Source organism: Terrirubrum flagellatum (assembly GCF_022059845.1).
GTDB lineage: Bacteria > Pseudomonadota > Alphaproteobacteria > Rhizobiales > Beijerinckiaceae > Terrirubrum > Terrirubrum flagellatum.
This window is the reverse complement of record NZ_CP091851.1, coordinates 2,867,481-2,879,240: the sequence shown is the minus strand read 5'-3', so window position 1 is coordinate 2,879,240 and position 11,760 is coordinate 2,867,481. Positions and strand designations below refer to the sequence as shown.

13 protein-coding genes are annotated in these 11,760 nt (G+C 64.7%); 9 read left to right on the top strand and 4 right to left on the bottom strand.

Annotation, left to right across the window (positions count from 1 at the left end):
- Window positions 1-54: 54 nt before the first annotated feature.
- Together L8F45_RS14005 and L8F45_RS14000 are read left to right on the top strand one after the other, a co-directional pair.
- Window positions 55-1,458: an L-fucose/L-arabinose isomerase family protein gene (locus L8F45_RS14005; RefSeq protein WP_342358499.1), complete on the top strand. Its 1,404-nt coding sequence runs from the start codon at window positions 55-57 to the stop codon at window positions 1,456-1,458.
- 2 nt (window positions 1,459-1,460) lie between these two features.
- Window positions 1,461-2,570: a Gfo/Idh/MocA family protein gene (locus L8F45_RS14000; RefSeq protein ID WP_342358498.1), complete on the top strand. Its 1,110-nt coding sequence runs from the start codon at window positions 1,461-1,463 to the stop codon at window positions 2,568-2,570.
- Here the strand turns inward: L8F45_RS14000 and L8F45_RS13995 are convergent, their stop codons facing one another.
- Entirely contained in the window at window positions 2,571-3,557 is a 987-nt protein-coding gene (locus L8F45_RS13995) for a tripartite tricarboxylate transporter substrate-binding protein (protein ID WP_342358497.1), read from the bottom strand.
- A 271-nt stretch (window positions 3,558-3,828) separates the two neighbouring features.
- The gene (locus L8F45_RS13990; RefSeq protein WP_342358496.1) at window positions 3,829-4,563 is read right to left on the bottom strand and encodes a GntR family transcriptional regulator; all 735 of its coding nucleotides are present in this window, start codon (window positions 4,561-4,563) and stop codon (window positions 3,829-3,831) included.
- Between the two features lie 126 nt (window positions 4,564-4,689).
- Here L8F45_RS13990 and L8F45_RS13985 point away from each other — a divergent pair, with 126 nt between their 5' ends.
- The 5 genes from L8F45_RS13985 to L8F45_RS13965 all read left to right on the top strand — a co-directional run bounded on the left by L8F45_RS13985 (window position 4,690) and on the right by L8F45_RS13965 (window position 9,314).
- On the top strand, window positions 4,690-4,974 hold the full coding sequence (locus tag L8F45_RS13985) for a UxaA family hydrolase (RefSeq protein WP_342358495.1): 285 nt from the start codon (window positions 4,690-4,692) through the stop codon (window positions 4,972-4,974).
- Window positions 4,975-5,198: 224 nt separating this feature from the next.
- Window positions 5,199-6,299, top strand: coding sequence for a UxaA family hydrolase (locus L8F45_RS13980; RefSeq protein WP_342363447.1), 1,101 nt, complete (start codon window positions 5,199-5,201; stop codon window positions 6,297-6,299).
- Window positions 6,300-6,324: 25 nt separating this feature from the next.
- A complete protein-coding gene (locus L8F45_RS13975; protein WP_342358494.1) occupies window positions 6,325-7,392 on the top strand; it encodes a YeiH family protein in 1,068 nt (355 codons plus the stop codon).
- 6 nt (window positions 7,393-7,398) lie between these two features.
- Window positions 7,399-8,325 (top strand): hydroxyacid dehydrogenase, encoded by a 927-nt coding sequence (locus L8F45_RS13970; RefSeq protein ID WP_342358493.1) that lies wholly within the window; start codon window positions 7,399-7,401, stop codon window positions 8,323-8,325.
- Entirely contained in the window at window positions 8,322-9,314 is a 993-nt protein-coding gene (locus L8F45_RS13965) for an Ldh family oxidoreductase (RefSeq protein ID WP_342358492.1), read from the top strand. The genes L8F45_RS13970 and L8F45_RS13965 overlap by 4 nt, the downstream gene beginning before the upstream one ends.
- A gap of 24 nt (window positions 9,315-9,338) precedes the next feature.
- On the opposite strand, the gene L8F45_RS13960 is transcribed toward L8F45_RS13965, so the two are convergent.
- Both L8F45_RS13960 and L8F45_RS13955 read right to left on the bottom strand, forming a co-directional pair.
- A complete protein-coding gene (locus L8F45_RS13960; protein WP_342358491.1) occupies window positions 9,339-10,097 on the bottom strand; it encodes a glucose 1-dehydrogenase in 759 nt (252 codons plus the stop codon).
- Window positions 10,098-10,100: 3 nt separating this feature from the next.
- A complete protein-coding gene (locus L8F45_RS13955) occupies window positions 10,101-10,331 on the bottom strand; it encodes a sulfurtransferase TusA family protein (protein WP_342358490.1) in 231 nt (76 codons plus the stop codon).
- 104 nt (window positions 10,332-10,435) lie between these two features.
- Between L8F45_RS13955 and mobB the strand changes: the two genes are divergently transcribed.
- Both mobB and L8F45_RS13945 read left to right on the top strand, forming a co-directional pair.
- On the top strand, window positions 10,436-10,975 hold the full coding sequence (gene mobB, locus L8F45_RS13950; RefSeq protein ID WP_342358489.1) for a molybdopterin-guanine dinucleotide biosynthesis protein B: 540 nt from the start codon (window positions 10,436-10,438) through the stop codon (window positions 10,973-10,975).
- A gap of 47 nt (window positions 10,976-11,022) precedes the next feature.
- Entirely contained in the window at window positions 11,023-11,760 is a 738-nt protein-coding gene (locus tag L8F45_RS13945; RefSeq protein ID WP_342358488.1) for a phosphodiester glycosidase family protein, read from the top strand.

Here is an 11,760-nt window from a genome sequence, read left to right as displayed (position 1 = left end):
GAAGCGCCAGGCATCGCCAGATATTCGTCTCAATTCGGGCGTGAGTTCGCATTCATGACTCTTCGCATCGGCGTATTGCCGCTCGCTCGCCCGACATTCGATGTGCCCTATGCCGAGGAGATGGCGCGTGGCGCTTTCGCGTCGCTCGACGCGACGGGCTGCGAAATTCTTGGCGGTCGCGCGCTTCTGTTCGACGCCGCGGCGACGGAAACGGCGCTCGCGGCGCTGAAGGAAGAAAAGCTTGATCTCGTTCTCATCCTGCAGGTGACGTTCACCGACGCGACGATGACGGTGAAGATCGCGGAAAGCCTGTCGGCGCCGCTGGCGATCTGGGCGTTTCCAGAACCGCGCACCGGCGGACGCCTGCGGCTCAACGGTTTCTGCGGCCTCAATCTCGCGGGCCATGCGTTGGGCCGCGCCGGAAAGAGATTCGGTTGGCTCTACGCTCAACCTGATGCGGCGAATCTTCGCGGCGATCTCGCCGCCATCGCCGAAGGACGGTTCCACGAGGTCGCGGCGCCAGACTCGCGCGTCGCCATGACGGCGGTCGATGGCGAGCGCGCGCGCGCCGTTCTCTCGAAACTCAAGAGCGCGCGCATCGGTCTTGTCGGCGAGCATCCCGCAGGCTTCGACACCTGCCGCTATGATGCTGCGGAGTTGGCCTCGCTTTCCGGCGTCTCGGTCGAGAAAATCGAACTGCCGCAGCTTTTCTCGCGCGCCGCGAAAGTCGCCGACGCGGATGTCGGCCGCTTTCGCGCCGATGCGGAGAAGCGTCTTGGCGGACTCGACGAGGTCGATCAGCCGCAGTTGGCGAAATCCTTCCAGCTTCTCGGCGCGTTCGACGAAATCAAAAACGAGCAGAAGTTGTCGGCGCTGGCCGTCCGCTGCTGGCCCGAAATGTTCACGGAGTTTGGCTGCGCCGCCTGCGGCCCCATGGGCGTGCTCAACGAACGCAAGACGCCGTGCGCCTGTGAAGCCGATATGTATGGCGCGGTGACGGCGCTGATGCTTCAGGAGCTTGCCGGCGCGCCGTCCTATCTCGTCGATGTCGTCGATATGGATGCGGAGTCCAACACTGGAGTCGTCTGGCATTGCGGATCGGCGCCGATCTCGATGGCTGACCCGGAGACGCCGCCGGTCGCGACGATTCACTCCAACCGGCGCATGCCGCTGCTGCAGGAGTTCGCGCTGCGGCCCGGCCGCGTCACCGTTGCGCGCATCTCACAGGCGAAGAATGGCAGAACGCTCTTCATCGGCGGGGCCGAGATGATCCGCGCGCCGAAGAGTTTTTCAGGCGCCTCAGGCGTTTTGCGCTTCGATGCGCCGACCGGCACCGTCGCCGCGCGCATGATGGGCGAGGCGCTCGAACATCATGTGGCGATCGTCTATGGCGACCACCGCGCGCCGCTGCGCGCCATTGGCGACAGGCTCAATCTTCCCGTCAAGGAACTCGGTTGAACATGACGAATCTTCGCTACGGGTTGATCGGCGCGGGCATGATGGGCCGTGAACACATCCGCAATCTCGCGCTCATCCCTGGCTCCGAGGTGACGGCTTACAGCGATCCGGACGCGGGATCACGCAGCGAAACCGGCGCCGCCTTGAATGGTGGCGCGAAGGCGTTCGAGGATCATCGCGCGCTGATCGATTCCGGCCTTGTCGACGCGCTTGTCATAGCGAGCCCGAACGACACGCACGCGGCGATTCTTGGCGACATTTTCAGCGCTGCGAAGAAGCTGCCGGTGCTCGTGGAAAAACCGGTCTGTACGCGCAGCGAGGATTGCGAGACGCTGGCCAAGCGCGCCGCGGCGCATGGCGCGCCGGTCTGGGTCGCGATGGAATATCGCTACATGCCGCCGCTGGCTGAACTCATCAAGGCCGTTCACGGCGGTGAAATCGGCTCGCTCAAGATGTTCGCGATCCGCGAGCATCGCTATCCCTTCCTGCACAAGGTCGGCGACTGGAATCGCTTTTCCGCGCGCACAGGCGGCACGCTCGTCGAGAAATGCTGCCACTTCTTCGATCTTATGCGGCTCGTCGTGAAGGACGAGCCTGCGCGCGTTTATGCCTCCGGCGCAATCGATGTGAACCATCGCGACGAACGCTATGACGGCCGCGCGCCCGATATCATCGACAATGCCTTCGTGATCGTCGATTTCAAAAGCGGCGTGCGCGCCATGCTCGATCTCTGCATGTTCGCGGAAGGATCGTTCTGGCAGGAGGAGATCGCCGCGACCGGCGACAAGGCGAAGTTCGAATGCTTCATTCCCGGCCCGACGCGCTTCTGGTCAGGCGGCGAGAAGCCGGAATCCGAAGTCGCGCTCAGCCCGCGCGAGAGCAAGCTCTCGAAGCGCTGGAAGGTGCATGTCGACGAGACGGTGATGAAGGCCGGCGATCATCACGGCTCGACCTATTATCAGCATCTCGCCTTCCGCCGCGCCGTACTCGAAAATGGCGATGTGGAAGTCAGCATGATGGATGGGCTGAAGGCGGTGACGATCGGGCTCGCCGCGGAGAGATCGGCGCGTGAGAAGCGCGCCGTCGAGATCGACGGTTTGTTGATCCGCTGATCAATTTGAAACGGCCTCAATCCCTGCGGACTGGACAACGGCGCGCAACCGCATCAGCTCGCTCGTCAGCTTCTTGCCATGCGCTTCGCGGCTGCGCTCATTCTCAGGGAAGGGCAGCGTGCCGAGATCGTCGAACCGTTGCAGCACAGTCTTGTCGGCCAGCGCCTCCTGCAGCGCGGCGTGAACCTTGTTGAGGATCTCCACAGGCGTTCCCCGCGGCGCGTAAAGCCCGTGCCAGACATTGACGTCAAGCGTCGGCAATCCGACCTCCGCCATCGTGGGGATATCCTTGAATTGCGGGCTGCGTTGCGCCGAGGTGATGGCGAACGCCTTGATCGTCTTCGCCGCGATCTGCGGGAAGGTGTTCGTGGTCTGATCGCAGAGCACGTCGACCTGTCCTGCGACGACATCGTTGAGCGCCGGTCCCGTGCCGCGATAGGCGACGAAGTCGCTCTTGAAGCCCAGCGCCTGCATCAGCACCAGTCCGCAAAGATGAGAGCCCGATCCGACGCCGGCATGGGCGAAAGTGATCTTCGCCGCATTCTTGCGAAAGGAATCGAAAAGCTCGGCCGGCGTCTTCGCGGGATAGTCGAGCTTTGTCGTGAGAACATACGGCCCGTAATTGATGAGGCCGAGCGGCTCGAACGCAGTCGCCGTATCGTAGGGAAGGTTCTTGTAGAGCGAAGCGCCGAGCGGCAGCGCGATATGGTGGATGAGCAACGTATAGCCGTCAGGCGCCATGCGTGCGACGCGACCCGCGGCTGTGGTGCCGCCGGCGCCGGCGATGTTCTCGATGATGATCTGCTGGCCGAGCTTCTGGCCCATCACCACGCCGAGCAGCCGCGCGATCACGTCGGTCGGCCCGCCGGCGGCGAAGGGGACGATCAGCGTGATTGGCTTCTCCGGATAATTCTGCGCCTTGGCCGGCAACGCCGTCAGAAGTCCGGCGAGCAAAGCTGCGCCGGCGGCCTTCAACAGGAATTTCATGTATTTCCTCCGCCAGCTCGGCGCTTTGAAGGGATAGTTTTCTTCGGAAATGGCAGCCGTCAACTGCGGCGCCGCAAAAGAAATATTCCGCTCTGCAGCATCATGCGGAGAGAGCGTCGTGTTTGAAATCGTGCGTCAGGCGAAGCGCCGTTCTCAGTACGCGACCTCGACCATCGCAAAGCCGACGAGCGCGGCGATCACCAGCGCCAGCTTGATCCAGTCCATCATGACGACCTCCCATTTGGCGGAGGCGCCTGCCGGCGCGTCCAGTTCAGGTCAGATCTGAAATATAGTGGAATTCGTCGGTCAGGCACAGGCTCACGCGCCACTCGACGGGGCGGCCGTCGAGCGCGATCGCCAGCCGGTCGATTTGCAGCGCTGCGACGCCTCGCTCGACGGCGAGCCATTCCGCGTCCTTCGCATTCAGCATCACCGCCTTCAGCTTCTCCTGCGCGCGAGCGATGGTAACGCCGAACCGGTCGGCGTAGAGCCCGTAGATATTGTTGGGAATCTCGCCATGTTCGAGACCAGGAAACACCGAGCGCGGCACGGTAATAGTCTCTAGAATAACGGGCCGCCCGCCGAGCGAGCGCACGCGGCGAATGCGCGTCACCTGCGCCTTCTCCGGCAGCGACAGGACGGCGCGTTCGGTCTCGTCGGCTGTTCGCGACACGACCTCCAGAGCCCGGCTTTCCGGGAAGACGCGCTCGCCGTCAGCGTCCGACGCCATCTTGAAGAACTGGAAGAGCACGCGGGCGTCGTCATGCTCGGCGACGAAGGTGCCGCGACCCTGCCGGCGCACCAGCAGCCGCTCGGCCGCCATTTCATCGAGCGCCTTGCGCACGGTGCCCTGGCTGACGCCGAGTTCGCCTGCAAGTTCGATCTCGCTGGGCAGCAAGTGCCCCGGCGGCCAGGCGCGATTGAGCAGGCGCTGGACGAGCCTGTTCTTCACCTGCCGGTAGAGCGGCAGGAAGCCGATCGCGTCAGCCGCGGCTCGTTGCGCCAAGAAAACCTCTCCAACTCTTGCCAGCTCTCTTCTATCTTATATAAGACCATCGCCTTTCGCCGTCGAGTGACGGCGTCGCCTGAGATGGGACCAGAGGTCCGGCGGGCGGCCGAGTTGGAGACGCCCATGAAGCCCCACCTGCTGGTTCACGAAAAGAAGGACAATGTCGGCGTCGTCGTCGTCGAGGGGCTGAAGGCCGGGACCGACATGCTGGCGGTCGTCACCCACGACAATTCCGATTTCCGCATCACGGCCAGGCAGGACATTCCGATCGGCCACAAGATCGCGCTGAAGGATCTGAAGGCCGGCGACACGATCTGGAAGTATGGCCAGGACGTCGGCAAGACCACCGCCGACGTGAAGAAGGGCGAGCATCTTCACATCCACAACGCCCGGACCAAGCGCTGGTGAGCGTTTCACGCTGAACCCGATCTCCCATTTCCAAAGGATCAGCCATGTCGATCGTCGCCAATTTCGATCTCGTGAAGGACAAGCTCGCTCTGGTGAAGGGACGCCAGATCGAGGCGCCCGATTTCAAGACGCCGGTCATTCACAACAAGAAGAAGGCGACGACGGACTCCTTCTTCGGCTGGCGGCGCGAGAACGGCCGCGTCGGAGTGCGCAACCATGTGCTGATGCTGCCACTTGACGATCTCTCCAATTCGGCCTGCGAGGCGGTGGCGAACAATATCAAGGGCGTGCTCGCAGTGCCGCACGCCTATGGCCGCCTTCAGTTCGGCGCCGATCTCGATCTGCATTTCCGCACGTTGATCGGCACGGGCGCCAATCCCAACGTCGCCGCGGTCATCGTGATCGGCATCGAGGATGGCTGGACGAAGCGCGTCGTCGACGGAATCGCGAAGACCGGCAAGCCGGTGGTCGGTTTCGGCATCGAAGGACATGGCGACATCGCGACGATCGCGAGGGCCTCCTATGTCGCGAAGGAATTCCTGCAATGGGCCACCGAGCTGCAGCGCGAGAAATGCGGCATCGAGGATCTCTGGGTGTCGACGAAGTGCGGCGAGTCCGACACGACGACGGGCCTGTCCTCATGCCCGACCGTCGGCAACATGTATGACAAGCTGATCCCGCGCGGCATCTATGGCGTGTTCGGAGAGACGTCCGAGATCACCGGCGCGGAGCATCTGTGCAAGGCGCGCGCGATCGACAAGAAGGTCGGCGAGCGCTGGTACAAGATGTGGAAGTCCTATCAGGACGATGTGATCGAGGCCCATAAGGTCGACGATCTCTCGGAGAGCCAGCCGACCAAGGGCAACATCGCCGGCGGCTTGACGACGATCGAGGAGAAGGCGCTCGGCAATCTCGAAAAGATCGGCCGCGAGTGCAAATATATCGACATTCTCGAGCCGGCCGAGGAGCCGAAGTCGGGTCCCGGCCTCTACTACATGGACACTTCCTCGGCTGCGGCGGAATGCGTCACCCTGATGGCTGCGGGCGGCTATGTCGTTCACACCTTCCCGACGGGGCAGGGCAACGTCATCGGCAATCCGATCGTTCCCGTGATCAAGATCTCGGGCAATCCCAAGACGTTGCGCACCATGCCCGAGCATATCGATCTTGACGTGACCGGCGTGTTGTCTCGCGACATGACCATACCGCAGGCTGGCGATGCGTTGATCTTCTCGATCATCCGTACGGCCAATGGTCGCTTGACAGCCGCGGAGGCCCTGGGCCATCGCGAGTTCGTCATGACGAAGCTCTACCGCAGCGCGTGACGAGAGAGGGCTTGGGACCTTCCTGATGTCGACTGATGCGATCGCCGCGCCAGACCGCAAACCCGCGCTGTGGCAGACGCTCGCGCCGGGAATCGCTATCTCTGTCGCAGTTGCGATCGCGTCCGACATCGCCGAGCCTCTGCTGACGAAGGCCACGTCGGGCCGCGTCCACCTCCCCGAGACGGTGATCGCGCTCATCATCGGCGTGATTTTTTACAGCTTCGCCAATCGCGCCGTCTTCCAGCCCGGCATGGTCTGGTGCGTGAAAGTGCTGCTGCGCTACGCGATCGGGCTGCTGGGGCTGCGCATTGCTTTCGGCGACATCCTCAATCTCGGCGTCGGCGTCGCTGCGCTTGTCGTCGGCGCGATGACGGCGACGGCGGCGAGCGGCGTGATCCTCGCGCGCCTTGTCGATCGTGAAGTCGGATTTGGCGCGCTCGCGGGCGCGGCGAATGCGGTCTGCGGCGCCTCGGCGTGCCTCGCGACAGCGACCGTCGTGCCCGACTATCGCAACAAGGCGGCGGATATCGCCTTCACGGTCGTGATGGCGAATGCGATCTCGACGCTTGCCATGATCGCCTATCCCCCGCTGTGCTCGTGGCTGGGTCTTACGCCGCACGAAACCGGCATCATGATCGGCGCGACGGTGCATGACATGGCGCAGGTCGTTGGCGCTGGTTACGCGGTCAGCGAGTCGGTCGGCAACACGGCCGTCATCGTGAAGCTGTTCCGCGTCTTCCTGCTGTTGCCGATGGTGCTCGCGATCGGCGCCTGGTTCGTGCGTCAGGGCGCGCATGCCGGCGTGGCGAAAGTGCCGGCGCCGATGTTCGCGCTGGCGTTCCTTGCGCTTTGCATCGTCAACAGCGTCTTGGCGACGCAGCCTTCGCTGTCGGCCGCGATCCACTATCCCACCATCAAGTTCGCGCTTGGCGAGGTTTCGCGCTGGGGCCTTTTGATCGCGATCGCAGCGCTTGGTCTCGGCACGTCGCTTGGCGCGATCCTGAAGCTCGGCTGGCGTCATCTCGCGGTTTTCGCCGGCTGCACGATCGTTATTCTTGCGATTGTGGTCGGCGGCCTGTTCGCCCTGCGTTGAGGTTCCATGCCTGACATCGTGGTCGCCGAATTCATGGATGAAGAGGCGGTGAGCAAGGGGCTCGCGGGTCACGATGTTTTTTATGATCCGAAGCTCGTCGATCGCCCTGACGACCTTGCGCGCCTCGTCGCGGATGCGCGCGCGCTGATCGTCCGCAACCGCACGCAGGTGCGCGGCGCGCTGCTCGACGCGGCGCCGAAGCTGAAGGTCGTCGGCCGTCTCGGCGTCGGCCTCGACAATATCGATGTCGAGGCCTGCAAGGCGCGCGGCATCAAGGTCTTTCCCGCGACCGGCGCGAATGATCTCTCGGTCGCGGAATATGTCATTTCAGCTGCGATGATCTTGTTGCGCGGCGCTTATCACGCGACGTCGCGCGTCATCGCCGGCGAATGGCCGCGCAACGCGCTCATGGGCCGCGAACTCTCCGGCAAAGTGATGGGTCTCGTCGGCTTCGGCGCCATCGCGCGCGAGGTGGCGAGGCGCGCGCAGGCGCTCGGCATGCAGGCGATTGCGTTTGATCCCTATGCGCCCGACGCTGCCTTCGCCGCCGCCGACGTGAAGCGTCATGGCCTGGAGCCGCTGTTGCGCGAGGCCGATGTGGTGAGCCTGCATGTGCCGCTCGATGACGGCACGCGCAACATGATCGACGCGCTGCGACTGCAGCGCATGAAGCCGGGCTCGATCCTGATCAATGCGGCGCGCGGCGGCGTGGTCGACGAGGCGGCTGTCGTGGCGGCGCTGCGCAGCGGCCATCTCGGCGGCGCGGCGCTCGATGTGTTCGCGGAGGAGCCGCTGACGGCCGAGAAGGCGAAATTGTTCGACGGCGCGCCCAATCTCATCCTCACGCCGCATATCGCCGGCGTGACGCAGGAATCGAATGTGCGCGTCTCCTGGGTCACGGTCGAGAATGTGAAGAAGGCGCTCGGAGCATGACGAAATCGCTGGCTGAGGCGACCGATTGGGTCGCGTCCGCTTTCGCGCGCCATGGCGCCAGTGACGGGAATGCGCGATCGGTCGCGCGCGCGCTGATCGCCGCCGAGGCGGACGGGCTGAAGGGCCATGGCCTCTCGCGCGTGCCGACCTATCTCGGCATGCTCCGTAGCGGCAAGATCGACGGCAAGGCGCAGCCTGCGGCGTCGCGACCGAAACCCGGCGTGCTCGCGATCGACGCCGCCTTCGGCTTCGCCTATCCCGCGATCGATCTCGCGATCGGGAAGCTGCCGGCGCTGGCGCGCGAGCAGGGGATCATCGTTGCGCCTGTTGTGCGCTCCAATCATTGCGGCGCGGCCGGATTGCCGTGCGAGGCGCTGGCGCGCGAGGGGCTGGTCGCGATGCTGTTTGCGAACACGCCTGGCGCCATCGCCCCCTGGGGCGGATCGAAGCCCGTGTTCGGCACCAACCCCATCGCCTTTGCCGCGCCGCTCGCCGGCCGCGATCCCGTCGTCGTCGATCTCGCGGTGTCGAAGGTCGCGCGCGGTCCCGTCGTTGCGGCAAAACAGAAGGGCGAAAAGATTCCCGAGGGCTGGGCGCTCGACGTCGAGGGCAAGCCGACGACCGACCCGGCCGCCGCGCTGGCGGGCACCATGGTTCCCCTCGGCGACGCCAAGGGCGCGGCGCTGGCGCTGATGGTCGAGGTGCTCGCGGGCTGCCTCGTCGGCGCCAATCTCGCGTTCGAGGCCTCGTCCTTCCTCGACGAGCAAGGACCTCCTCCGGCGACCGGCCAGCTGATCCTCGCGATTGATCCCACCTCGTTCGGCCACAGCAGGTTCGGCGAGCGGATCGGCGCGCTGGCCGCCGCGATCGAATGCCAGACCGGCGCGCGGCTGCCCGGCGTGCGCCGCCTCAAGCTCCGTGCGAAGACCGCCGCCGAGGGCCTGACCATCCCGCCGGAGGTCGAATCGGCGGTCGCGAAGCTCGGCTAAATCCGGGAAAGCCCCGACCGCCGCTCAACGGCCTCCCGCGGCCCTCAGGATGTGCCCTGTGACGTAAGACGCGGCGTCCGAGAGAAGATAGAGGGTCACGTCGGCCATCTCCTCAGGAGCGCCCACGCGCTTCAGAGGCACCATCTGTGCGAGCTTGTTGGCGCGCTCGGGATCGCCGCCGCTGGCGTGAATGTCGGTGGCGATGAGGCCCGGCGCCAGCGCATTCACACGGATTCCGTCGTCGGCCAGCTCCTGGGCCAATCCGATCGTCATACTGTCGACCGCGCCCTTCGATGCCGCGTACCACACGAACACATTGCCCATTCCAAGCGTCGCGCCTGCCGAGGACATATTGACGATCGCCCCGCCCCGCCCGCCATGCTTCGTCGACATCAGCGGGATGGCGGCGCGGGCCGCAAGCAGCACGCCCGTGACGTTGATGTCGATCACCTCGCGAATATGGTCAGGGTCGGCGTTCTCCAGCCGTCCCATGCGGCCGGTGACGCCGGCGTTGTTCACGAAACCGTCGAGAAAGCCGAAATGCTCGCGCGCCTGCGCGAACAGGCTCTCGGTCTCGTCAAGCTTCGCCGCGTCGGCCTTGACCGCATAGGCCTTCGCGCCGGCGGCCTCGCAATCCGCGACAACCGCCGCCGCCGCATTGGCGTTCGAGGCGTAGCTGATCATCACGTTCCAGCCGCTCCTGGCCGCCTTGCGCGCGATCGCGGCCCCGATGCCGCGGCCGCCGCCGGTGATGAGCAGGTTCTTGCGGGTCGTCTCAGCCATAGATCACCTTGCCTCCCGGCGGATGCGGAACGTCAGCGTTCCGCCCTCGCGCGCGCTGTCGATCAGGGTGTCTCCTGTCTCGCGGATCATGTTCGGGATGTCGATGGCGGCGAGCGGATCGGTGCATTGCACAGCGATCACGTCGCCCGGCGCGAGCGGGCCGAGGGCCTTGCGCGTCCGCAGGACGGGGAGGGGGCATTTCAGCCCCTTGAGATCGAGTTCGAGGTCGGACATCAGGCGTTTCGCGGGCAGGCGCGACCAGATATAGGCGGGGCGGGCAGGCTGTCGACAGATCGCGATCCTGCGTGGGGTGCGCCCCGACCGACAGGATGGTGTGAATGCGCGTGATCGGCCTTGCTGGCTGGAGCGGATCAGGCAAGACGACATTGCTGGCGAGGCTCATTCCGCGCCTCCGCGAGCGCGGGCTGTCCGTCTCGACCATCAAGCACGCGCATCACGCTTTCGACGTGGACAAGCCGGGCAAGGATTCGCACACCCACCGCATGGCGGGCGCGAGCGAGGTGCTGATCTCGTCGGCCCATCGCTTTGCGCTCATGCGCGAACTGCGCGACGAGGCGGAATGGACGCTGCCGCAGCTTCTCGCGAAGCTCTCGCCCGTCGATCTCGTGCTGATCGAGGGCTTCAAGTTTGAGTCGACGCCCAAGCTCGAAGTCTGGCGGCCGAGCGTCGACAAAGCGCTGCGCGCGCCGGATGATCCCTATGTCCGCGCCATCCTGACCGATGATCCCGCGGCCGTGACAAGCGACAGGCCCGTGATTGATCTCGCTGATCTCGACGCCATCGCCGACGCCGTGATGCGATACGCCGAGCTCGCCGGTGATGTGATCGCTCACTGCAAGGGCGCCAAGACGCCGTGATTTCGCCGCCTCTGTCGCTATTCACGTCGCGATCGATTTGGATTGATATGATGCGACGTCTGATTTTCAGCTTTTTCGTATTTTTCACCGCGGCCGCCCCCGCCTTGGCGAACTGCGAGCCTGTCGCCGATCGCGGCAAATCGTACACGGTCTGCACATTCAGCGCCGGCGCCGACGCCATCAGGCTGTTCTGGAAGGATGGCGACGGCCGCGCCTTCGGCAGCCTCGACCATCTCGCGGAGAAACTGGCCGCGCGTGGCGAGCGTCTCGCCTTCGCCATGAACGCCGGCATGTATGAAGAGGATCTCTCGCCGGTCGGGCTCTATGTTGAGAACGGCCGCCAGTTGCGCGGCGCCAATTTGCGCAACGGCTCCGGCAATTTTCATCTCAAGCCGAATGGCGTTTTCTATATCGGCCGCGACGGTGCCGGTGTGATGGAGACGGCGCGATATCTCAGGGAAAAACCGCCCGCGATCTTCGCCACGCAATCGGGGCCAATGCTTGTGGTCAACGGCGCGGTGCATCCCAAAATCAGAGATACAGGCGTCTCCGAGAAAATCCGCAACGGCGTCGGCGTGCGCGATGGACGGACTGTGGTGTTCGCAATCTCACGCGAGCCCGTGACGTTTCATGATTTCGCGGCCTTGTTCCGCGATCGGCTGAAGACCCCCGATGCGCTCTTTCTCGACGGCTCGATCTCGTCGCTTTATGCGCCGCCGCAGCCGAAATTCGGCGGCTTGCGCGCCATCGGTCCGATCGTCGGCGTCGTTGAAGCCGCGCGCTGA

What these genes read in the sequence shown, in the direction of transcription:
- L8F45_RS14005 (WP_342358499.1), top strand. Translation starts at nt 55, where the DNA reads ATGACTCTTCGCATCGGCGTATTGCCGCTCGCTCGCCCGACATTCGAT.
- L8F45_RS14000 (WP_342358498.1), top strand. Translation starts at nt 1,461, where the DNA reads ATGACGAATCTTCGCTACGGGTTGATCGGCGCGGGCATGATGGGCCGT.
- L8F45_RS13995 (WP_342358497.1), bottom strand. Translation starts at nt 3,557, where the DNA reads ATGAAATTCCTGTTGAAGGCCGCCGGCGCAGCTTTGCTCGCCGGACTT.
- L8F45_RS13985 (WP_342358495.1), top strand. Translation starts at nt 4,690, where the DNA reads ATGAAGCCCCACCTGCTGGTTCACGAAAAGAAGGACAATGTCGGCGTC.
- L8F45_RS13980 (WP_342363447.1), top strand. Translation starts at nt 5,199, where the DNA reads ATGCTGCCACTTGACGATCTCTCCAATTCGGCCTGCGAGGCGGTGGCG.
- L8F45_RS13975 (WP_342358494.1), top strand. Translation starts at nt 6,325, where the DNA reads ATGTCGACTGATGCGATCGCCGCGCCAGACCGCAAACCCGCGCTGTGG.
- L8F45_RS13970 (WP_342358493.1), top strand. Translation starts at nt 7,399, where the DNA reads ATGCCTGACATCGTGGTCGCCGAATTCATGGATGAAGAGGCGGTGAGC.
- L8F45_RS13965 (WP_342358492.1), top strand. Translation starts at nt 8,322, where the DNA reads ATGACGAAATCGCTGGCTGAGGCGACCGATTGGGTCGCGTCCGCTTTC.
- L8F45_RS13960 (WP_342358491.1), bottom strand. Translation starts at nt 10,097, where the DNA reads ATGGCTGAGACGACCCGCAAGAACCTGCTCATCACCGGCGGCGGCCGC.
- L8F45_RS13955 (WP_342358490.1), bottom strand. Translation starts at nt 10,331, where the DNA reads ATGTCCGACCTCGAACTCGATCTCAAGGGGCTGAAATGCCCCCTCCCC.
- mobB (WP_342358489.1), top strand. Translation starts at nt 10,436, where the DNA reads ATGCGCGTGATCGGCCTTGCTGGCTGGAGCGGATCAGGCAAGACGACA.
- L8F45_RS13945 (WP_342358488.1), top strand. Translation starts at nt 11,023, where the DNA reads ATGATGCGACGTCTGATTTTCAGCTTTTTCGTATTTTTCACCGCGGCC.